Annotated in this window: 21 protein-coding genes and 1 riboswitch; of the genes, 9 read left to right on the top strand and 12 right to left on the bottom strand. The window is 41.9% G+C overall.

Annotated elements, in window-relative coordinates; all coding sequences use genetic code 11:
* Positions 1 to 117 precede the first annotated feature (117 nt).
* The 3 genes from LXF01_RS03160 (at position 118) to LXF01_RS03150 (ending at position 2,473) form a co-directional block, all read left to right on the top strand.
* Entirely contained in the window at positions 118 to 753 is a 636-nt protein-coding gene (locus tag LXF01_RS03160) for a peroxiredoxin (protein ID WP_180024520.1), read from the top strand.
* A gap of 303 nt (positions 754 to 1,056) precedes the next feature.
* Entirely contained in the window at positions 1,057 to 1,884 is an 828-nt protein-coding gene (locus LXF01_RS03155) for an MBL fold metallo-hydrolase (RefSeq protein ID WP_233945003.1), read from the top strand.
* Complete coding sequence (locus tag LXF01_RS03150) at positions 1,874 to 2,473, top strand: dual specificity protein phosphatase family protein (RefSeq protein WP_180173466.1); 600 nt, start codon at positions 1,874 to 1,876, stop codon at positions 2,471 to 2,473. The genes LXF01_RS03155 and LXF01_RS03150 overlap by 11 nt, the downstream gene beginning before the upstream one ends.
* A 20-nt stretch (positions 2,474 to 2,493) precedes the next feature.
* Here LXF01_RS03150 and LXF01_RS03145 read toward each other — a convergent pair whose 3' ends face one another.
* Genes LXF01_RS03145 through trpA form a run of 4 tightly spaced genes read right to left on the bottom strand, consistent with a single transcriptional unit; the run spans position 2,494 to position 6,444 of the window.
* On the bottom strand, positions 2,494 to 3,471 hold the full coding sequence (locus LXF01_RS03145; RefSeq protein WP_078191218.1) for an SPOR domain-containing protein: 978 nt from the start codon (positions 3,469 to 3,471) through the stop codon (positions 2,494 to 2,496).
* Complete coding sequence (folC, locus tag LXF01_RS03140) at positions 3,468 to 4,751, bottom strand: bifunctional tetrahydrofolate synthase/dihydrofolate synthase (protein ID WP_180108125.1); 1,284 nt, start codon at positions 4,749 to 4,751, stop codon at positions 3,468 to 3,470. Before folC ends, LXF01_RS03145 begins: the two co-directional genes overlap by 4 nt.
* On the bottom strand, positions 4,748 to 5,644 hold the full coding sequence (gene accD, locus LXF01_RS03135; protein ID WP_111885388.1) for an acetyl-CoA carboxylase, carboxyltransferase subunit beta: 897 nt from the start codon (positions 5,642 to 5,644) through the stop codon (positions 4,748 to 4,750). The genes folC and accD overlap by 4 nt, the downstream gene beginning before the upstream one ends.
* Positions 5,641 to 6,444 carry a tryptophan synthase subunit alpha gene (gene trpA / locus LXF01_RS03130; protein ID WP_180103190.1) on the bottom strand — a complete coding sequence of 268 codons (804 nt, stop codon included), beginning with the start codon at positions 6,442 to 6,444 and terminating at the stop codon, positions 5,641 to 5,643. Before trpA ends, accD begins: the two co-directional genes overlap by 4 nt.
* Before the next feature lie 363 nt (positions 6,445 to 6,807).
* On the opposite strand from trpA, the gene LXF01_RS03125 reads away from it, so the two are divergent.
* Positions 6,808 to 8,142, top strand: a complete 1,335-nt coding sequence (locus tag LXF01_RS03125; protein WP_180103189.1) for a Na+/H+ antiporter NhaC family protein — start codon at positions 6,808 to 6,810, stop codon at positions 8,140 to 8,142.
* An 84-nt stretch (positions 8,143 to 8,226) separates the two neighbouring features.
* Here LXF01_RS03125 and LXF01_RS03120 read toward each other — a convergent pair whose 3' ends face one another.
* Positions 8,227 to 9,255, bottom strand: coding sequence for a helix-turn-helix transcriptional regulator (locus tag LXF01_RS03120; protein ID WP_180103188.1), 1,029 nt, complete (start codon positions 9,253 to 9,255; stop codon positions 8,227 to 8,229).
* Between the two features lie 145 nt (positions 9,256 to 9,400).
* On the opposite strand from LXF01_RS03120, the gene LXF01_RS03115 reads away from it, so the two are divergent.
* A complete protein-coding gene (locus tag LXF01_RS03115; RefSeq protein ID WP_078191325.1) occupies positions 9,401 to 10,276 on the top strand; it encodes a metal-dependent hydrolase in 876 nt (291 codons plus the stop codon).
* A 51-nt stretch (positions 10,277 to 10,327) separates the two neighbouring features.
* Here the strand turns inward: LXF01_RS03115 and LXF01_RS03110 are convergent, their stop codons facing one another.
* The 6 genes from LXF01_RS03110 to LXF01_RS03085 form a co-directional block, all read right to left on the bottom strand.
* Positions 10,328 to 11,320, bottom strand: a complete 993-nt coding sequence (locus LXF01_RS03110) for a DUF2804 domain-containing protein (protein ID WP_180035840.1) — start codon at positions 11,318 to 11,320, stop codon at positions 10,328 to 10,330.
* Positions 11,321 to 11,459: 139 nt separating this feature from the next.
* The gene (locus tag LXF01_RS03105; protein ID WP_180055840.1) at positions 11,460 to 11,984 is read right to left on the bottom strand and encodes a DUF1543 domain-containing protein; all 525 of its coding nucleotides are present in this window, start codon (positions 11,982 to 11,984) and stop codon (positions 11,460 to 11,462) included.
* Positions 11,985 to 12,005: 21 nt separating this feature from the next.
* A complete protein-coding gene (locus LXF01_RS03100) occupies positions 12,006 to 12,731 on the bottom strand; it encodes a CPBP family intramembrane glutamic endopeptidase (RefSeq protein WP_180103187.1) in 726 nt (241 codons plus the stop codon).
* Between the two features lie 221 nt (positions 12,732 to 12,952).
* Positions 12,953 to 14,179: a tryptophan synthase subunit beta gene (trpB, locus tag LXF01_RS03095; RefSeq protein WP_180103186.1), complete on the bottom strand. Its 1,227-nt coding sequence runs from the start codon at positions 14,177 to 14,179 to the stop codon at positions 12,953 to 12,955.
* Complete coding sequence (locus LXF01_RS03090) at positions 14,163 to 14,804, bottom strand: phosphoribosylanthranilate isomerase (protein WP_180103185.1); 642 nt, start codon at positions 14,802 to 14,804, stop codon at positions 14,163 to 14,165. Before LXF01_RS03090 ends, trpB begins: the two co-directional genes overlap by 17 nt.
* A 160-nt stretch (positions 14,805 to 14,964) precedes the next feature.
* Entirely contained in the window at positions 14,965 to 16,833 is a 1,869-nt protein-coding gene (locus tag LXF01_RS03085; RefSeq protein WP_180103184.1) for a TonB-dependent receptor domain-containing protein, read from the bottom strand.
* A 126-nt stretch (positions 16,834 to 16,959) separates the two neighbouring features.
* Positions 16,960 to 17,115: riboswitch (cobalamin riboswitch) on the bottom strand.
* 236 nt (positions 17,116 to 17,351) lie between these two features.
* Here LXF01_RS03085 and LXF01_RS03080 point away from each other — a divergent pair.
* The 3 genes from LXF01_RS03080 (at position 17,352) to LXF01_RS03070 (ending at position 20,736) form a co-directional block, all read left to right on the top strand.
* Positions 17,352 to 19,205 carry a TonB-dependent receptor plug domain-containing protein gene (locus LXF01_RS03080; protein ID WP_180103183.1) on the top strand — a complete coding sequence of 618 codons (1,854 nt, stop codon included), beginning with the start codon at positions 17,352 to 17,354 and terminating at the stop codon, positions 19,203 to 19,205.
* A 47-nt stretch (positions 19,206 to 19,252) separates the two neighbouring features.
* The gene (locus LXF01_RS03075; protein ID WP_180074270.1) at positions 19,253 to 19,837 is read left to right on the top strand and encodes a cob(I)yrinic acid a,c-diamide adenosyltransferase; all 585 of its coding nucleotides are present in this window, start codon (positions 19,253 to 19,255) and stop codon (positions 19,835 to 19,837) included.
* Positions 19,838 to 20,022: 185 nt separating this feature from the next.
* A complete protein-coding gene (locus tag LXF01_RS03070) occupies positions 20,023 to 20,736 on the top strand; it encodes a glycerophosphodiester phosphodiesterase (RefSeq protein WP_078194141.1) in 714 nt (237 codons plus the stop codon).
* A 66-nt stretch (positions 20,737 to 20,802) separates the two neighbouring features.
* Here the strand turns inward: LXF01_RS03070 and LXF01_RS03065 are convergent, their stop codons facing one another.
* The gene (locus LXF01_RS03065) at positions 20,803 to 21,336 is read right to left on the bottom strand and encodes an META domain-containing protein (protein ID WP_180103182.1); all 534 of its coding nucleotides are present in this window, start codon (positions 21,334 to 21,336) and stop codon (positions 20,803 to 20,805) included.
* A 189-nt stretch (positions 21,337 to 21,525) separates the two neighbouring features.
* Here LXF01_RS03065 and LXF01_RS03060 point away from each other — a divergent pair, with 189 nt between their 5' ends.
* Positions 21,526 to 22,686, top strand: a complete 1,161-nt coding sequence (locus tag LXF01_RS03060; protein WP_078194143.1) for an acyl-CoA desaturase — start codon at positions 21,526 to 21,528, stop codon at positions 22,684 to 22,686.
* The last annotated feature ends 122 nt before the right edge of the window (positions 22,687 to 22,808 follow it).

Raw genomic sequence — 22,808 nt, 5'->3', positions numbered from 1 at the left:
ACTGTTTTATATGAAATATATTCATAAAGAAATGAAAAAACACTATTTTTAATCATAAAAAAAATCCTTCATATTTATTTTCAAGTTAAACAAATTCAATAAATACGGGGATATTCCATGACGATTCGTTTAGGTGATACTGCACCAGACTTTACTCAAGACTCAAGCGAAGGCAGCATTCATTTTTATGACTTTTTAGGTGACAGTTGGGGCATTTTATTTTCGCATCCTGCCGATTACACCCCAGTCTGCACCACAGAACTTGGATTTACCGCAAAACTAAAAGATGAATTTAGCAAACGTGGTGTCAAGGCCATTGCCCTGTCTGTTGATGATGTTGAGTCGCATCATGGTTGGATTAACGACATTAATAATACTCAAAATACCACGGTCAACTTCCCGATCATTGCAGACAAAGACCGTAAAGTGTCCACCCTTTATGATTTCATTCACCCCAATGCCAGCGAAACATTAACTGTTCGCTCTTTGGTGATCATCGATCCACATAAAAAAGTCCGTTTAATCATTACTTATCCTGCATCTACAGGGCGTAACTTCCATGAAATTTTACGTGTCATTGACTCTTTGCAACTGACAGACAACCATAAAGTTGCAACACCGGCTAACTGGCAACAAGGTGAAGATGTGGTGATTGTGCCGTCATTAAAAGATGAAGAGGAAATCAAACAACGCTTTCCTCAAGGGTATAACGCAGTTACACCTTACCTTCGTTTAACGCCTCAACCTAAGTGAGGATAAAACGGAGCATTACGCTGTCCGAGCGCAAGATAAGAAGCTCTGCTGTGAGTGACCAAAGCGAAGGTACAAATTTAACTATTTTTAAGTGCAGCACCTGACCCAACTCAGAATCATAACCATAGTTACTTATAGTTACTTATAATTTTCCCCTCAGAACGAATGACGAGCCCGTTCTGGCATTCTCCAACCTGCTCATCTTCGGATGAGCTTTTTTTGATTACAAATTCCTCTCTGGGATTAGATTGGTTAAACATCACAATTCCGTTATAACTAAGAAAAACTTGAAAACAACAAACCGTGATTCATCAAATTCATCATTTACATTGTGGTAGTTTTTGTCCAACGTGTGCCCCTTTATTTGGACAGAAAGGCTTTCGCGCACATTTGGTCTGTCATTGCCTGCTCATTGAAACCGATAAAGGGCTCGTCTTAGTCGATACAGGACTGGGCTTACAAGATTATTTGCATCCACAAAATCGTTTAGGTCGGTTTATTTCACGCACAGCGCAGATCAAATTTAATCCGCAACTGAGTGCGATTCATCAAATTCAAAAATTAGGCTTTAAGGCTCAAGATGTTCAACACATTTTGTTGTCACACTTAGATTTTGATCATGCTGGCGGGATCTCTGATTTTCCGCAGGCGACTGTGCATGTCTTAGCCAGTGAATATAATGCCACTCAAAACTTTCATAGCTTAAAATCACGACTGCGCTATCGACCACAGCAATTCCAACTTCATCGTTATTGGAATTTTATCGAAAGCATCGGGACGCAAGCATGGTTTAACTTAGAACACACTGCCGGTCTGTCTATTTTTCAAGATGACATTTTAATGCTTCCACTTTTGGGACATACCGCGGGTCATGCCGGTATTGCGATTAAAAATAACCAGCGCTGGTTGTTATATTGTGGCGATGCTTATTACTCACAGCATCAATTAAATCCAAATTTTCATTCGCGGGCCTTAAATCAGCTTGAGCGTTTATTTGCCACCGACAATACACAGCGACTGCACTCCCTTCATAAGATTCAGCAGTTAGCGCAGCATCCGGACATCGATCTCATCTGTGCACATGACCCATTCGAATTCGCTCGCTATCAGAATACAAGCTATGACCGCTAAAATCCTACCAATGATCCTACTCAGTGTTAGCTTCAGCTTCACGGGTTGCATGACATCAAATCCATTACCGTTAAATGAACGTCCTCAGCATTGGGGAAAAGTCGTTCATCAACAGCATAATTTTTATCAAATCAGCCCAACGCTATTTCGCAGTGAACAACCTGATACAGATCTCGCCCCTGTTCTACGAGAACAGCAAATCGATGTGATCATAAATTTACGTTCGCGGCATCATGATCCAGAACGCTTAAAAAATGCTATTGATATGCAAAAGATTAAATTTGTACATATTCCGATACACACATGGCAAATCGATCGTGAAGATTTACTGGCAGTGATGAAAACCATAAAAGAAGCTGAACAACAGCAGCAAAAAGTGTTAATCCATTGCTACCACGGCTCAGACCGTACAGGCGCGAGTGTGGCCATGTACCGTATTATTTTTCAGCATTGGTCCATTGAGGAAGCAAAACGTGAAATGAAACAAGGTGGCTATGGCTTCCACCCTATTTGGAAAAATATAGACCGATTATTCAGCCCTGAAAATGTAAAATGGATTCAGCAGCAACTACTGAATCCATCTTATTAAAGGTCATTTCTCAAATAAACTTAGCGTTTATCGAGAGGTACCCAATCAATCACCCAAGCCGATTTCATATTCAAACTTGCATCTGAATTGATCTTTTTACGTGTTGCGTCCGCAGCATCACGGTCCTTCGAAGGACCGACCATAATACGAATGCCTTTAGATGTAGGACTCTTCGTCACTTTATAGCCTTTTGCACGTAATTTTGCAGCGACGGCATCTGCATTGGCTTCATTGGCTGCCAGAGCAACTTGTACCATCCATTGCTTATCGCCATTTTCCAACAGATCACGTGCTTTTTCAGCTTCAGCTTTTTTCTTGGCTTCGGCTTTACGTTTTTCTTCTGCCTTGTGTTTTTCTTCGGCTTTACGCTTTTCTTCAGCTTGTTGCTTCGCTTCGGCTGCTTTCTTATCTGCTGCTTTTTTCTCAGCTTCAGCATGTGCTTTACGTTCAGCTTCTTTTTGAGCATCCGCTTTACGTTTTGCTTCGGCTTTTTGTTTATCTGCTGCGATACGTGCCTGATCAGCCTTTTGCTGCGCCGACTGAGTCTCTAACTTTTTTTGAGCCGCCAACTTATCCTCAGCTAAACGCTTTTGCTTGGCTTTTTCATCTTCAACCAATTCGGGCGGAATATTATCCGAACTTTGTTGAGCTGAACGATGTGCGTTTAAAGCCGCATATTCTTCTGCTGCTTTACGTGCTGCATCCGCTTCCGCTTGTTGTTGCATCGCTAAAAACTCTGCTGCACGTGCTTCTTGCTCCGCAACCGATTTTTCACGGGTACGTCGTTGTTCTTCGAGCAAGCGCTTTTCAGTTTCAACATCAACTGTCAATGATGACATTTTACCCGCACCCTGACCTTGTTGCTCAACTTGAGCCATTTCAGGGGTTTGGCTTTGATTTTGATGTATTTCTTCTTTGCCTTTAAGTAAAAGTGCGGCCAGCAGTACACCACCACCTAATAAAACAACACCACCCATCCAGCGTTGTTTGTTATTCATTGACATTCTTCCAGATACTCCCATACCGCTTCTAAGGTATGAAATGAACCACATACCAGAATCAGCTGATTATTCTTTGTTTCTTCCAGCGCGGACTTAAAAGCTAATTGCACATTGTCATAATGTTCTACGACTTGATGCTGCAGTGCGCTATCCAATTGTGTGATAGATGCCGCACGTGGCACATTTAATTGTGCAATTTTCCACATTCTTACCGTATCTTTCAATAAGTTAACGACAGAATTTATGTCTTTATCAGTCAGCATGGAGAAAACGCTGATCACTTCTGTGTATTGTTTATTGTACTGGAGGAAATTTCGCAATTGCTTTAACAAAAATTCAACACCATGCGGGTTATGTCCCGCATCGAAAATCACCGTTTTACCCGCAATTTCTCTAACTTCAAAACGGCCTTGTAACTTGGCATTATTAATCCCCTGAGCGATCGACTGCTGAGAGACCACCAAACCACTGGCCAATATAGCTGCTACAGCCGTAGAGATATTTTCGAGTGCCAAAGAACCCACGGGGAGTTTTAAGGTTGAACCTGATGAGGCAAACATCCAAGATTGTCCGTCATCACTGTACTGATAAAAATAATCACGATTGAGTACATGTAAAGCAGCTTGGCAATCTTCTGCTTTTTGACGAATGGCTTCAGGCAAAACTTGCTGTCCACCAAAAATCACGGGAATATTCGGACGAATAATCCCAGCTTTCTCAAAAGCAATTTTTTCAATGGTGTCGCCTAACCAATCGGTATGGTCTAAACCAATATTGGTAATCACTGCAACATCTGGATCGACAACATTGACTACATCAAGTCGACCACCTAGGCCTACTTCAAGTACCCATACATCACAATGTTGTTGTTTAAAAATAACAAAAGCGGCCAAAGTGGTCGCTTCAAAAAAAGATAAACTTAATTCACATTCACGACGCGCCTGATCAACAGCTACAAAAGCATCAATCAGGGTTTGGTCGGCTACTTCAACACCTTGAAGCTTTACACGTTCATTGAATCGATAGATATGCGGTGATTGGTATAAACCCACATTATAACCTTGCGCATTTAAAATGGCAGCCAATGTCGTTGTGGTTGAGCCTTTCCCATTGGTTCCAGCAACCGTCAGAACTTTGGCATCAGGCTGAGTTACGCCCAATCGATCTGCAACAGGAATTACCCGCTCCAGTCCTAAATCAATACCCGTAACATGAACATGGCTCCAATAATCGAGCCATGTGTTTAAAGAATCAGTTGCAAGTGGTGCTGTGTTCAAGGCAAGTTCATCAATTTCGCTACAATACGATAAACTGTATCACGTAATGCATGACGGTGGACAATTTGATCGACTACACCATGATCAAGCAAATATTCCGCACGTTGGAACGGTTCTTCCAATTTTTCACGTACAGTTTGCTCAATTACACGCTTACCAGCAAAACCAATCATGGCTTTCGGTTCAGCCAAGTGAACATCACCGAGCATTGCCAATGATGCAGTCACACCACCATAAACTGGATGCGTCAATACCACTAGATAAGGCAAGCCTGCATCTTTCATTTTTTGGATGGCAGCAGAAGTACGCGCCATTTGCATGAGTGACAACATGCCTTCTTGCATACGCGCACCACCAGAGGCAGCGAAGCAAATAAGTGGTTGTTTGGATTTAATTGCAAGTTCAGCCGCTTGAACAAAGCGGTCACCAACCACAGTGCCCATTGAACCGCCCATGAAATCAAATTCAAATGCGGTTGCAATCATTGGAATGCCTTTCAGCGTTCCTTGCATTACCACTAAAGCTTCTGTTTCACCGGTTTTCTTCTGCGCTTCAGACATACGGTCTGGATACGCTTTGCTATCTACAAATTTAAGTGGATCTTTGGCTTTAAATTCTTGACCCAATTCTTTTTGTACTTGGTCAAAGAACCAGTTCAAACGATCACGCGCTTTCATTCGCAAGTGTTCATCACACTGCGGACAAACGTAGGCATTAAATGACATTGCAGTACGAGTCACAAGTGCATGACACTCAGGACATTCAATCGTCGGCTCAGTAAATGTCGCCTTTAATGCTTGCTGTTCATCAGGTACATGAATACCTGGTACCGCACGCTCTGTCCATGGCGTAGATGCGCTCAGAATTTTGCCTGTTTTTGCGTCTTGACTCATACTAACTCATCGAGCGCAGCTCGAAGCTCCTTCACTTTATTCACTGTTTCGATTACAGCTTGTTCTGGCGCTAAGTTTGCAAATTGTTTAACAAAAGCACTACCTACAATCACCGCATCCGCAGCAACACCCATGGCTTTCGCCGATGCTGCATCACTGATACCAAAGCCAACGCCGACAGGTACCTGAGTATACGATTTGATTTTTTGAATACGTGCCGCAGCTTCAGCAACGTCTAAAGTCGCTGCACCTGTCACACCTTTCAAAGAAACATAGTAGATAAATCCACTAGCTTGTTTCACCACATGCTGAATACGTTCGTCAGTGGATGTTGGCGCAAGTAAGAAGATTTGATCCATGTCGTATTTTTTCAATACTGCATCTAGATCTTTTGCTTCTTCTGGTGGAAGGTCCACCAAGAGCACGCCATCTACACCGCATTCATGTGCATAGGCAACAAACTTTTCATAGCCGATTACTTCAACAGGGTTTAAATAGCCCATCAGTACTACCGGTGTTTCTGAATCGTTTTTACGGAACTCTTTCACCATGTTCAAGGCATCTAGAGTATTGGTTCCCCCAGCAAGCGCACGCTCAGCAGCAAGTGCAATAACAGGACCATCCGCCATTGGGTCTGAAAATGGAAGACCTAATTCGATCACATCTACACCTGCCTCAACCATTTGATGTAACAAAGGTACCGTTACTTGTGGATGAGGGTCACCAGCCATAACATAAGAAACCAAGGCCTTACGCTGTTGAGATTTAAGCGTTCCAAATCGAGTGGCTAAACGTGACATAGGGTTATACTTTCCTTGAATGAATCAAAACTATGATGTGGGTTTTGTCGAAATACAAGACATCGCATTGTAACGCTATTTTTTACCCATTGAACAGGGTATACAATCCTCAGTCGGCATTTCTCATGCAAACATAATTTTCCAGAACAACCCGAAAGCATCATTTACCGATATTTCAGTTTTTTTCACAATGATCAAAGATGCCTAATTTTAGGATCTGGCAAAATTATAAGGTTTTAGATTAACTTAATTTTATCATCAAAAAAATGTTAAAAATAACAGGCTTAGCATTTACATTTTAATTTTCCTTAAATTGCAAAACCTGCTTTATACTAGCCGCATACTTTTATTTTTTTATCTCCTATGTCCTCCGATTCACAAGTGAAAGTGCCTGCTCGGGCATTTGCACTGCTCCCGCTTATTGTTTTTCTGACCATTTTTTTGGGCAGTGGTATTTACCATTCCATCATTGGAACTGAGTTTGCGTTCTATCAAGTGAAAGCCCCAGTCGCTGCTCTTCCTGCAATTGTATTGGCAATTTTGCTCTATCGCGGCAAGATAAATGACGCGATTGATACATTTATGAAAGGTGCCAGCCACCCGAATTTGATCTTAATGTTCATGGTCTTTATGCTCGCTGGTGCTTTTGCCAGTGTCAGCAGTGCCATCGGTAGTGTCGATGCAACAGTGCAATTCGGACTATCGATGATTGCGCCTGAGTTCGTGCTGCCTATGCTGTTTATTATTGCGGCCTTTATTGCCACAGCGATGGGAACCTCCATGGGCACCATTGCAGCCTGCGCGCCAATTGCCTTTGGTTTTACACAAGTCACCGAAATTGAAGTGGTGTATGCCATTGGTGCTGTGGTCGGTGGTGCTATGTTTGGTGATAATCTGTCAATGATTTCAGATACCACCATTGCTGCAACGAACAGTCAAAAAGTTCAACTTCGCGATAAATTTAAGGTCAATGTCTGGATTGCTGTTCCTGCATCGATCGTCAGCATCTGTATCTATTTAATTATGAGTCAAGGCTCACAAGCGATTGAACACAAAGCTTATAATGCTTGGCTGATCTTGCCGTATTTAGCCGTATTTATTTTGGCCTTTTCACGTTTGCACGTGCTTGCTGTACTGACCATTGGTGTCTTGTTATCTGGTTTGATTGGTTTGGTCATTCAACCTGAATTTAATTTCTTAAGCTTAAATAATTCTATTTATGACGGCTTTACCGGCATGTTTGAAGTTGCCCTGCTTTCTATTTTCTTGGGTGGTATTTCTGCCATTATGCAAAAAGAAGGCGGTTTAGAATGGCTAATTCAACGCATTTACAGCATGACACGCTGCTTTAAAGTTGGTGCTGAACGCGCAGGTGAGATTGGTATCAGTTTCTTGGTAATTTTCTCCAACCTATTTGTAGCAAATAACACTGTCGCAATTATTTTATCTGGTGACATGGCACGTGAAGTCGCGAAAGAATATGGTGTAGACCCTAAACGTGCTGCTGCGCTCTTGGACATTTTCTCTTGCGTAATCCAAGGTCTCATTCCTTATGGCGCTCAGCTGTTACTGGCTTGTTCGATCGCAAAACTTTCGCCTGTAGAACTGATTGGTAGTGTGTATTACTGTTGGGTCTTGGCAATCTTTGCCATCCTTGCCATTTTACTGCGTTATCCAAAATTAAAAGCCGCAGCATAAGCTTGGCTTAAAAGAAAAGTGGTCGTTTGACCGCTTTTTTTAATGCTGTATGAATGGCTTTTTTTGACGAGCAATCTGCATGTTTTATTCTAATCTCAAGGTTTTTTTCCGCGCTAATAATGTCTCTCCGCTATATGCCTTAAAAGCACGTGCCAAAGCAGACTGATCTGAATAACCCAGCTGTAAAGCGATATCTGTCAAATGGGTTTGTTGTGAAAGTAGATATTCACAGCGTTTCATCCGTTCAAGCTCCAAAAGCCGTTTAAACGAGGTGTCTTTCTCCTGTAACTGTCGTTGCAAGGTTCTGACTGACAGATGTAACTCCTCTGCTAACCACTCTATTTTAGGGGCTTGCTGCTGTAATTTGAGATAATCTGCTATGCATTGTTGCATCTGTATAATTGGATCTGCATGTTGCGGACGAGCGGCTATCGCCTCTTCTGCTTGACGTAATAACAATTGCATCAGTGACGGATCAGCAAGTTCTGACTTTAAATCCAAACTATCGGCATGAATCACAAATGAATATTTAAGGGTCGAAAATTCCATTTGGCAGCCATAAAACTTTTCATAGTGATAACGAGCCATCCGCGGTGCATGCGCAAAATGAATACGGAGTAACTTTAAAGAATCTGGAAAAATTTGCTTGGCCAAATGTGCCATACAGGCCATCGTCAATTCATTCACCAACGCATATTCATCATCATGCTGTGGCCAAGACAGTATAATTTGATGATCTTGATGGCTCATATTCATCGGCACAATTTGCGCGCCATCAATCACCAAACGACTAAAACGCATCACATATTGCAAAGCATCTGCAACACTATTACTCAGTGTCGCCATATAGCCTAACACCCCAAAATGCTCTGCACGAATATACTTGGCCATTTCAAACACCAATTGCGGGCAATCCAGATGCTGCTGAGTCAGTTGCATGATGCTGTTAAAAAAAGAATTCGGCGATTGAGAGTCGATCGGCAAAGACAGCACATGCTGAATTTGCGCAGCATACGGCGCAATCCATTCGAGCTGTGTATAGTTTAATTCACGCTCAATTAAGACCATATTCCACAATTGGAAGTAACCATTTGGGATCTGAATTTCAGCCATCTCGCCCCTCTTTCTGACCTGCCAATTCTGACATTTTATATTTTCATCATGGCGTAAAATGTATAAAAATTGGCAATATCTGTCAAAACAAAGTGCAATTTCTCCGACATACTGCAATCAATACGACTCGCACAGAAAAAATATCATGAATGCTATCGTCAAATATCAAGTCGAACCCATTGTTCGCACAAAACTAAATTTTAAGTTGGAAGAAATCCCGCGCTATTGGTTTGGCGGAGACCCCTTTTTAACTCGTATGTTTGATGCCTTGAGCCTGACCTTTCCTGATGGCGAGCGCTATTTTATTGAATCTGTACGTCTGTTCCGCAGTCAAATTCAAGATCCTGATTTACAGCAACGTGTCGCTGACTTTATTCGTCAAGAAGCGCAGCACGGTATGGCGCATGACAAAATGAATATGTTGATGAAACAACAAGGCATGCCTGTCGATGCGTTCATTAAACGTCTGAATAAAATTTTTAAATTTGAACTGAGCAAGCGCTCACCAGAATACAACATTGCCATGACGGCTTCCGCCGAACATTTGACTGCGCTGATGGCTGAAACCTTTTGTAGCCAAAAGTCCGTACTAGAATCTGCGCATCCTTATGTCCGTGCATTATTTATTTGGCATGCGATAGAAGAAATGGAACATCGCGATGTGGCTTTTGATGTGATGAAAGATGTGGCTAAGGTCGATGAAAATTTAAAGAAATTCACTCTGGTCTGGACCAGTGGATTGATGCTCGGCTTTACCTTATACCGTGCCAATGTGATGCTGAAACATGACGGCTTCAGCTTCACTGAACGTTTAAAATTAAATATGAAAGGCTTACCGTGGTTCTTTGGTAAAAATGGCACCCTCACCCGAATGAGCAAGCCATATCGAGATTGGTTTAAAAAAGACTTCCATCCGAGTCAGCATCCCATTGTGCAAAATTATGATCTCTGGTTAAAAACTTATGAAGAAACCAATGATCCAATTCAAGCTGCGGAAGTGTTTTGGCAAGCTGCAAAATAACAACTGAATAAAAAAAGCCGCATCGATTGCGGCTTTTTTATTGGCTTAGACTCACCATTTGGCATAGTGCTGCTCAAGCAAACCATATTCATTTAAGAATACAATTTCTTCGCCATCACGTTGAATTGTACCGCTAATTTTTGCCTGCCATTGACTGAACTGACTACCGACCAATCTTAAATTCAGGTTTTCATAGCGCCGCCAACCTGTGCTGACGATCAAATTTAAGCTGTTGTCTAATGAGCTAATATTCCATTGATTATCGCCTTGTTGCTGAAACAGCACATCAGACATGGGATACAAATGTCCATTGACCCACAGGCAATTTTCATTGCCAAAGCTTTCATTTACACCAGAGGCAAGATTGATCCCAACGCGTCGATTTTGACTATCCCAAAAGTTACACGACAGCCAGAACCATGCGGTTTCAGGACGAAGAAAACCACAGGTATCATCTAAAGACACCAATGTCCGGTCATGGAATTGAATGGTCTTGCCTTGCTTATTGATAAAGAAACCTTCACAGCCTAACGTCGTTAGTTTTTGAGTATAGGTCCAACCATTAATCCCTGTGGGGCTACACATACTCAGCGGATCAGTCCCCGCACAAAACACTCGAGCGCTCAGTTTGAGTTCGCCATGTTTCGACATTTGAATGTATCGCACACCATTGGCATGCTGAATGTCCAGTTGAATCCCTGACTTAATAAAATGACTCTGATTAAATAAAGGTTGTTCATCTAAAACGGTATTGCGTGACAGGAAATTAATCGAATTCCATTCCAACACTTCATTCGTAATATGGTCATACACATAGACAAAACCGTGCCCTGCCCACGCGATATCGGCAATCGCTAGACCAATCGTATAATGTTCATGCTGAATACAACAAAATTTAAATTTTTTATATTTTAAACGCTTACGCCAACCTTGAAGTCGTTTTCCATACGGTGTCTTATATTCATACTTACTTAAATCGATACGATTGGGAAGTTCACTAAAACGCCCATAATGCGGCTGTCCATTCGGCCGTATTAAATCCATATACGCCATTCCATTGAGGTTTAAGGTCTAAATCCTGAATGTTATTATGCCTATTATTTAACGCCTGAAAAGACAATCCATCTGATTTCAGGCGAATATCACAAAAAAATATAAAAGCTGACATTTCAGCTCTTAATCATCACAAATGTTCATTTATTAAGATGTAATCATTTTTCCATGAATTTTGCTGGCTATGCGGGGTTTCAACCAATTCGATATAGCGCCCATAGACATGATCAATCGCAATACAATCATCAACATCTAGGGTTCGGTCGGTATGTTGTTTTTGCCAATGTGACTCAAAAAAAGCCTTGCCCCGTTGTTTTGCAACGCTGGCATTTTGTCCCGTCACCAAAACATAACGATGTAATTCACCAAATTCGCGGGCATCATATCCCCCGAGATTAATCAGCCATAATTTTTCATCTTCAGCTCGGGGCGCGGCATCACAAAATTGGATACGATAATGCCGATTTTCAGTGCTGACTGTATGTACCTGTGCCCAAGCATCAATATGTAAGCCTTTTTGCTCACCAAACCATGCCGTTCTCAGTTGCGGATAAACCTCTTCTAATGCGTTACCCACTGCAAGAATGACATCATGCACTTCGATATTTGCTCTTGGATGGCGTCCGCCGAGCATCACCATAAATAAACTGGACACAATCTCCCCCTATTTTTGACTTCAACTGCCCACATAGGGCTGAAGTAATTTCAACAAAATCACGCCGCCTAAAGAGAGTACTGCATTGTTGACGAAATGAATGAGTAAGACATGCCAAATGTTACGCGTCCACAAATAGATGAGGTTGAGAAATAGGCCTGCCGCCATAAAACTGATGGTCGCAATCAAATCGCCATCAAAATTATGATAATGTATCAAGCCGAATAAGATTGAGTTCAGCAAGACCAAAATCACTCGCCACAGCCACGGCTGTACAAACAGCTTTTGCAGCAAGGTATAGCGGAAAATAATATCTTCAAGCAAAGCGGTAAATAATGGCCCAAGGCTGATGATCAGCAAGCTAAAAAACGCAATCGTATTAGGATCAATGGTCGATTCTTTTTCAATGCTCTCACCAACGGGCAACAGACTGCGTGTAAAAGAAATCACCACTTGTAAGACGACTGCACCGACAACCACCAACAGGCTTGAACGCCAAAAGGCCTGTTTATACTTTTGCCAGTGCGTATACAGCATCGTTTTATAGAGCCAACACACGGCAATAAATAAAATACCGCGAAAGATCGAATCACCCAAAGCAACCTGAGCTGAAACACCAAAAAATTGGTCTAAGACATAACTGTTGAACAAGATCAGCGGAAGAATGCACAGCGCAAAAGTATCACGCCATTGCCAATAAATATGGGTTGGAAAGGATTCTGCACGAACCAATTGGGTAAACGTCATTGTTATAAAGTCTTTCTAAAGCAATAAAATTTACACAGTATTGTGATTTATTTCACACTTTTATTCTACATCTGTTTTGTAGAGATTTGCCTCAATAAAATTTTCAGCCCAAAAAAAATCGCGCGGAATTGCTTCTGCGCGATTTTTAATTCACCCTCTCCACTTGCGAACTCAGAATATATTCCGAGATTCTCATCCCAAAGGGAGAGGCTTAAAGGAGTTTACATCTCAACCATTTCTACGCCATCAATGCGGGCAACGGTCATTAAGTCTTTATCGCCACGGCCTGACACCGTTGCAATAATGATTTGGTCTTTGTCCATGGTCGGTGCAAGTTTCGTCACATAAGCCATCGCATGTGAGCTTTCTAGCGCAGGGATAATACCTTCAATTTGAGTTAAATCACGGAAACCCTGCAGCGCTTCAGAGTCATTGATTGGCACATAGTTCACACGGTGCATATCTTTTAAGAAGCTGTGCTCAGGGCCTACACCTGGATAATCTAAACCTGCAGAAATTGAATGCGTTTCAATGATTTGACCTTGATCATCCGACATCAAGTACGTACGGTTACCGTGAAGTACACCGACATGACCTGCGTTTAATGGTGCAGAATGCTTGCCCGTTTCAATGCCGTAGCCTGCAGCTTCAACACCGTACATTTTCACATCTTCATCATTTAAGAATGGATAGAATAAGCCCATTGCATTTGAACCGCCGCCTACACATGCAACAAGCGCATCTGGTAAACGGCCAGCTTGTTCCTGAATTTGTTTACGCGCTTCACGGCCAATGATCGATTGGAAATCACGAACCAATTGCGGATACGGATGCGGACCTGCAACAGTACCAATCACATAATAAGTTGAATCAACATTGGTTACCCAGTCACGCATCGCTTCGTTCATGGCATCTTTCAATGTTTTTGAACCGCTTTCTACAGGTACAACTGTCGCGCCAAGCAAACGCATACGGTACACGTTCATCGCTTGACGTTTTACGTCTTCTGCACCCATGAACACTACGCATTCAAGGCCTAAACGCGCTGCAATTGTTGCCGTTGCTACACCGTGCTGACCTGCGCCAGTTTCCGCAATAATACGTTTTTTACCTGAAAGCTTAGCCAGCAAAGCCTGACCAATGGTGTTATTCACTTTATGTGAACCTGTATGGTTCAGGTCTTCACGTTTTAAATAAATTTGCGCACCACCCAACTCTTTCGACCATCGTTCAGCATAATACAAAGGACTAGGACGACCGACGTAATACGCCAAGTCACGGTCGAATTCTGCCAAAAACTGGGCATCATCTTTCATGCGGAAATAGAGCTTTTCTAAGTCCTTAAGTGCTGCCATTAGAGTTTCTGACACAAAACGCCCGCCATGAATACCGAAATGCCCTTGTGCGTCAGGGAATTGGGTATAGTCAATCTTATTTTGCTGATCCACGATGGACTCCTTGCATAAAGCGTTCTATGAGTTGTTGGTCTTTAATACCTTTTGCCGATTCTACACCACCACTCACATCTACGGCGTAAGCACCAGTGATTTGAATCGCTTCTTCAATATTTTCGGGCTTTAAACCGCCCGCCAAAATTAAAGGAATATCGAGATTTGGAAACTGTGCCCAGTCAAAGCTATGCCCTGTACCGCCTTTCAGTTCTGGATGCCATGCATCGAGCAGTACGGCGCTTGCCCCTGCCTGCTGAAAAGCTTGGATTTCGGCAATCACATCCAGTTCAGGTTTCATCTGAATGGCTTTATACCAGCGGCGCCCAACGGACTGCGCAATTGTTTGGCACTGTTCAGGGTTTTCATCACCATGAAACTGCAGGATATCTACAGGTGAAATTTTTAAAATATCCTGTATGTCTGCAGCCGATGCATTCACAAATAAACCCACGGTCTGCACATAGGGCGGCACATGCTGAATCAGTTCAGCGGCCTGCACTGCCGTTACACTGCGCGGGCTGGGCGCAAAGAATACAAATCCGATCGCATCTGCGCCAGCTTGGACGACAGATTGGATATCTTGAGTACGTGTAATTCCGCAGATTTTGGCACGGGTTCGCATGTTGTTTTGGCTCTGACTCCGCCCTATTCACAGCCTATCTATGAATATAAAGGCGAATCATTGTAATGCAATTTTCATGCATTGCGTGGATTTTCAGCATGATTCCACTGCAAAAATAAAAAGCCCTGAATGTTCAGGGCTTTTTGAATTATTGAATCGATTATTTCATCGCATAACGCAGTGTTACCCAAGCTGTGCGACCGTCTTGATTAAATAAAGTGCTATTGCTGTAGTTGGTCGAATATTCTTTATCAAACATATTGGCAAGCTTGGCTTGAACACTAAATTCAGGCGTTGCTTGATAAGTTACTCGCGTATCTACTATAGCAAATGAACCCAACTCATCAGTATTTGTAGCATTGGTATAACGCTTATCTTCTGCATGAACTGAAGCACCGATAGTCCATTTATCCATTGTATAGTCTGCGGAAGCATTAAAGATTTGCTTTGGCTTTAAGACCAGTTGTTTGCCATTTGATCCTGCTGTCTCATTTTCAGGCTCTTGGTAGGTATAATTGATATTCCAAAGAAAATTATTCAACTGCTGAGTGAGTGATAGTTCAGTGCCTTTAATTTTTGCCTTATCTATATTGCTTGGAACATAATTCCAAGATGCATTTGGTGCCCATGCGATCATATTTTCAATTTCATTATAGAAAGCGTTTAGCTCCCATTGAACATTGCTCACCACACCTTTAAAACCAACTTCATAGTTTTCAGACTCTTCTGGAACTAATGTCGGGTTTTCACTTCCTGGCCAATACAAATCATTGAATGTCGGGGCTTTGAATGCCGTACCATAGCTGACATAAGTTTGCACTGCATCACTGAAGCGATATCCTAAAGTCGCGCTTCCAGTCGTATGATTACCAAACTGCTCGTTATCATCCTGACGGACTGCACCTTGCACATCGAAGTTACCAAATGAACCTAGATATTGCGCAAAGTAAGCTTTGTTATCACGCTCTTTAACAGCATAAGATTTAGTACCTGATACTTCATCATTCTGATAATCAAAGCCAAGCATCAATGTATTTTGCTGATTAAAGTCCAATGTATTCAGCCAAGATAAACTATCTCGCTGGGTGTTAATCACTGATGGATAGCCATCTCGGCTATCTAACTTGTCTTCGGAGCGACCTAACTTGACTTGTGTTGTCCATATATCAAAAGGCTTATAGGTAGCACCAATGCTGTAAACATTTTGCTCGATTTTACTATGCACATTTTTTGCATCAATATAAGGAGAACCCCAGTCATCCCTATTATCATATTCATTTTCACCATCAACGACTAAGACACTTGCATCAACATCAAATTGATCATTGAATTTATGCCCCATACGCAGAGATGCTGACTTATTTTCGTAGCCATCTTTATCCAAGTCATTAGATTCATTAATATTTGTCGCATCAATGCCTTGAGTTTTCGTTCCTGCAACATTCAGAGTTGCCCAAGTATCATTTTGGCGAATATTTAAACCAACATTCCCTTGATATGTTTCATGTGAACCATAGGTAAAAGATGCAAAAGGCTTCACCCCATTTTGCGTCCCTTTACGGGTAAAGATTTGAATTACACCGCCAATGGCTTCTGAACCATATAAGCTTGAACGCGGACCACGCAGAACTTCGACACGCTCAATTTGATCAATGGGGAAATGCTCAAAAGCCGTTTCACCAAGCGTTGCAGAACCCACTTTTTGACCATCTACCAAGACCAATGCATGGCGATTGCCTGTACCGCGAATAGAAACACTGGTTGTTTTCCCTAAACCACCAGTATTGCTATATGTTACGCCCGGCACAGTACGTAATAAGTCTTGTAGTGAATTAAATTGCTTGCGCTCAATTTCTTCACGGTTAATCACGGTCACTGCCGCCAAAGTTTCTTGTGAGTCTTGCTCAACAATATTGGCAACCGTGTTGGTAATGACTGGAAGTTGATGAACTTGGTCTTCTGCCATCGCAGCAGAAAGTGGAGATAAAACAAAAAGCGACCCGATAAGAGTCTTAGAAAAAGAATGCATGCTGTATTCCCCGATCGCACCGCCCGTGCGAATAATAAAATGGATAACGCAGGCGGATTCAGGGTCAGCAATGCAAGGCCAATATTGGCGCAATGATGCAATCCCGCTATAACGCCCGCCGCATTATGAATAGGTCTGCATCAGGCCGGTCTCCGGACTTACGTTATGAATAACGATTCACCGTTGCGGGGGCAGTGTCAGATAACAACAGCTCTATACTGCTGGACTGACTTCCCAGTTTCACTTCTCAATTAAGGAAGCACCTGAAGCATGGGCAGATTAGTTTCTGCCCCACAGCAAGTCAAGCTGAATATGCAGCAACACTAAAATGCCCGATAGATTTGATTGTTCGATAAATCGGAGTTCTCTATACTTAAGCCATTCACAACAGTTGGCATGGGAAGTTTCCACAACACTGCCCCCGCAACGGTGCGCAAGCAATGCCTTGCCAGTCCGATACCTGCTCACTGTGTTCTATCACTCAATCATTTACGTGGGGTAAATGCATGGAGCTTTGTATGCCTTTTCCTTTTCAGCCGACTGCTCTTGCAGCTGGCATATCTGCCCTTTGTATTTTTAGCTCCCAAATATCTGTTGCAGCAGATTCCATTGCACAACCTAAATTGGACACCATTGTCGTCACGGCAACACGCTCACAAGAAAAATTAGAAAATGTACCTGCACGTATTTCCATTATTGACGAGTCGCTCATAGATCAATCACCAATTGCATCATTTCCACATTTATTAATGAGTGATGCTTCTATCAATATGGTGCAGCTGGGTGGCTATGGACAACAAGCTTCATTTTTTTTACGTGGCACAGAGTCAGACCACACTTTGGTATTGCGTGACGGTGTCCGTTTAAATAATGATGCCAGCGGTTTAGCGCCAAATAATTTTATAGATACCACAGACATTAAGCAGATTGAGGTTTTAAAAGGCCCAGCCTCTGTCCTTTATGGCACCAATGCCATTGGTGGTGTGGTACAAATCATTAGCAAAACCCCTGAAAAAAATGCAGCTTTTATCAGCGCTGAAATAGGTGAAAATCAAACCTATAAAAGTACTGTCGGGGTAGACCTAGCCAAGCAAGGTTTTTATGCGCAAATTCGTGGACAGCGTTTAGAAACCGACGGCACACTGATTCATGAACATGAAAATGCCAGAGCTTCTAGCTTTAATCAAAAAGGCGTGTCTGCCAAATTTGGCTATGAAGAAACACGCTTTGGCACTTCATTGGATTATTCTGAAAACCAAGGTAATTCTCAATATGAGCAATACAGCTGGAATTCACTGCAATATAAGCAAAAGTCGCAAGATTTTAAAAATCAAATTGCAACCCTGAAGTCACGCTTCAACCCCACAGATCAGCTGACCCTGAATGCTCGCGTGTCTTATTTTAAAGATGAGTTGGAACAGCTCAAAATCTTTGAACAGACCCATTATGAATCCACTGAATATGAACTGACCGCAAAACAGCAAATGACGCCGTCTCAGAACATCATTGCAGGCATCACCCATCGGCAGCTAGAAACATCAACGCTAAAAACTGTAGAGTCTTTTCATCAAGACTTAAACAGTACGGGTTATTATCTACAGCACCAATATCAAACTGATAAATTAAAAACTCAAGCGGGTATTCGTCGTGAAGACCATGAAAAATATGGTCAACACACGGTCGGACAAGTTGCTGCGCGTTATTTTTTCACGCCGTTGTTTAGTAGCTATGCCAATATTGGTACAGCATTTAAAGCGCCAACCATGAACGACTTATATTATGGCGACTATGCAAACCCTGACTTAAAACCCGAAGAAAGTCAATCCTATGAAATTGGGCTAGACCTACAAATGACACCACAACTAAAAACTGGTTTGTCTATCTACAGAACTGAAATTGATAACCTTATTGATTCTGATCCCAACAATAACTGGAAGTTTGCCAATATTGATGCAGTGACCATTCAAGGTTCAGAAGTCTATGTGAATTGGAGCAATGAGGCATTTTTTACAAAGGCCAGTTATAGCTACAATCAAGCAAAAAATGATAAAACAGGTTTGGATTTGAGCCGCCGCCCACGTCAAAAACTGGCATTGTCAGCTGGTTGGGCTGATGAACATTATGGGCTGTCAACAACGCTGAGTGCGAACAGCCATTCAGACAGCAGTAATTATGATGAGGATGTGATCCCTGGACATGCTCAGATTGATTTCAATAGTTATTACCAACCCAACGAGCAACTGCGCTTCTTTGCCAATATTCAAAATGTCGGCGATGTTCAATATAAAACGGCTTCTGCTGGCAATTTCGACGGCAAATTCTATTTAAATGGCGGCCGTTTGGCTTCCTTTGGCATCACAGTTAGATATTAATTTCACACTGATTTATTCAACTTTTAATCAAAAAATGGACAATTAAAATGGGCCACCGTTTAAGTAAAATTTATACCCGCACAGGCGATTCAGGCACGACAGGTTTAGGCGACGGTTCTCGCGTAGCTAAAGATGATTTACGCATCGAAGCCCTAGGCGATGTCGATGAACTCAATTCAAGTATTGGTATTCTGCGTTCACACATTGCACTTAGCAGCATTGAAGACAAAGCGACTTGGGATAAATCCCTCAGCCTAATTCAACATTGGTTATTCGACCTTGGCGGTGAAGTCTGTATTCCAAACTTCAACTTGGTACAGCCTGTGTCGATTGAGTTTTTGGAAAATGACATCGACCGCATGAATGAAGCGCTGCCAATGCTCAAAGACTTTATCCTGCCATCAGGAACATTGGTGTGCAGCTTTGCCCATCAAGCTCGTGCAATTTGCCGACGTGCAGAACGCCGTTTAATGGCTGTACATAACCGCGACCAGAACATTCAAGCACCGTCATTGCAGCTTTTGAACCGCCTTTCAGACTGGTTATTTGTTGCATCGCGTACATTACAACGTGCTGAAGGTGGCTCTGAAGTGCTGTGGCAGAAAAATATTAACGACACGATTGATCAATAAGTTTTGGATTCAAAAATTGCTCAAATCCTTTGATCAATTAAAAGTCTACTTTACATTGAAATAAATCGAAACATTTCGTCCGATCATTCTTGTATTTCAGAATGATCGGATCAAAATAACAGTGTCATCTCCCTGTCATTCTTACAGGACATTATGTTCTTAACATCTTTTTTTGTAGGCCTCGTATGCGCATAATCGGTCACCGTGGCGCTCGTGGTGAAGCACCTGAAAATACCCTAGGTGGTTTCCAATATATTCAAGACTTAGGAATTCGTGCTGTCGAATTTGACGTTCGGCAACTTAAAGATCGTGCCCTAGTGATCATGCATGATGACCAATTTATGCGAACGACAGGTCAAGATAAACATCTATATGAATGTAGTTCACAAGAGTTAGAACCCTATAACCATGCTGTGACTTGGTCAGAATGGAATAAAGTTGAGCCGACGCCACTGCTCGAACAAACGCTCAAAATTATTCATAACTTCGATCATATTGAAGTCGAAGTGAAAGCAGTGAAGACACAGACTGAAGCTGAAGCACTGACTGAAACCTTGGAACAACAGCTCCAAGGGTTCGAACATTCCGCGGTGATCACCAGTTTTGACCCTAAAATTCATCTTGCTTTGCAACAAAAAAAATCCGGCTTCAAACGCGGGCTTTTGGTTGAAACGGACGTAAAATTTAAAGCGATTGAACAAGCACTCAAATTAGGTTGTATCCAAATCGGTTGGATGAACCAACTTGCCAATTCAGACATTATTCAGGCCACACAGCAGGCAAAATTAAATGTGAGTGTATGGACCGTCAACGACGTTGATCGTGCTAAACAGCTTAAAGATTGGGGCATCAACGGTTTAATTACCGACTATCCTAAATTAATGATGCAGCATTTTTAATGCTGCTTTATTCACCTAGATTTGTGTAATTCACTTCTCGATCAACACGTCGCTATTTCAATCGGTCTATTTTCTTTCCAAAACCAATACAGTTTTTCCCAGACTGTTTTGCATCGTCATCTGTTTCCCTTTTATTTGGAATTGAGTTGCGGCTTGCAAGGCATCTGAAAGTTCAGCCTCTTGAGCCAAAGCCGAATCACAGCTGAAATAACCTGCTCGGGCATTCAGATCAACGCTGTGTTTTAAGGTATCGATCACATAAGTGCCACTGATAGTGTTACATCCCGTATTTCCCTGAATTTGTCGAAATTGCGAATTGAACTGAAGATAAGGTTGATGATGAAAGAACTTAGCTTTTTGTCCAGCGATTTTCACAATCGTCCATGGAATATCTTGTATCCCATCGTTCACGCGAATAACTTTTAATGGCTGCTCAACGCTGCTGCCATATGACTTCCCTTGTGACTTTGTAGTCACCGTCTGTGTCGGAGAACTTTGACAAGCCATCAGTCCAAGACAACTGATCAGAAAGCTGCCCCAGATGCAGTATTTGATAAGTAATTTCAGATTATTTTGACAAATTTGCTGTTTTTTTGGCATCTTCTTACTCCACAAAAAGTCAAATAACTTCAGTCGTATTATGTTACTGTCTAGAACAATACAACTGTACAATAACAGTGGTGAAAACGGGTTTTCCCGTGCTACTATTCTGTACGTTTAAAATCCCTTAAAAGTTTAATGGGATTCGTCCTATCTATACCTCCCAAGGTTTCAGGAGTGCTGTTGGAGATGAATGCTCCCCTACCCAAAGCCCCAATGAACTGGATTGCCATTTTTGCATTGGTGTTTTTACCTATTGTCGCAGTTATTGCAATTCCGTTATATGCCATTAATCATGATTTTAGTGCCGCTGCTTGGATCAGTATGTTTGTTTTACTGGGTGTCAGTAGTTTAGGTATTACCGCAGGTTATCACCGCTTATGGGCACACCGTGCTTATGAAGCAACCTTGCCTTTAAAAATCATTTTAATGCTCATGGGTACTTTTGCAGTTCAAAATAGTATTTTATTTTGGGCTTCAGGCCACCGTACACATCACCGTCATGTTGATGATGTGGATCAAGATCCATACTCAATTAACCGTGGTTTTTGGTATGCACACATTGGTTGGATGCTTCGTGATTATCCTGCAGCAGCACCAAACTATAAAAATGCACCTGACTTATTAAAAGATAAAGTCGTGATGTTCCAAGACAAATATTACATCCCTCTAGTGATTGCCGTTCACGCAGCTATTTTGTTGCCAATTGGTTGGGCTGTAGGTGATATGTGGGGCGTTCTATTATTGGGCGGTTTAATGCGTTTAATCTTAAGCCATCATGTAACTTTCTTTATTAACTCACTTTGCCATATGTGGGGAAAACGTCCGTATACTGATGAAAATACGGCACGTGACAACTTTGTTCTAGCTATTGCTACTTGGGGTGAGGGTTATCATAACTACCATCACATTTTCCAATACGACTACCGTAATGGTGTGAAATGGTGGCAATATGACCCAACTAAATGGCTAATTTGGTCATGTTCTAAATTAGGTTTGGCAAAGAACTTACGCCGTATTCCAAGCTTTAATATTAAAAAAGCTGAGTTGGCAATGAAGTTTAAATATGCTGAACAAGACCTTGCGATTTATGGTCTGAATATGACCGATGACATCGCCACAGCAAAACAACGTATTTCTCAAGAATATGATGCGTTTTCGCAAACTTTGAATGACTGGGCAAAATTAAAAGAACAGGAAATTCAAGCGAAGAAAACAGCAGTTGCTGAAAAAATTCATCAAATGGATGACAAACTCAAACTTGAATTCCAGCAAGTTGAACAACGCCTATCTCAGCACCGTGAAACACTGAATCAATTAATGCGTAATTTGAAAAAGAAAACCGCTTAACTGTTTTAAAGCTCCTCAAATGATAAAGCCTCCCTTGTGGAGGCTTTATTGATTTTAAGCTACAGTTTTTCTATCTGGTCTTTGCTATAGTTTAAACATAATTTGAATTTTTAAAGATCATT

The sequence above is a fragment of the Acinetobacter sp. SH20PTE14 genome (assembly GCF_021391555.1).
GTDB lineage: Bacteria > Pseudomonadota > Gammaproteobacteria > Pseudomonadales > Moraxellaceae > Acinetobacter > Acinetobacter amyesii.
The sequence above is the reverse complement of the archived record's forward strand: the minus strand, read 5'-3'. Positions and strand labels throughout refer to the sequence as shown.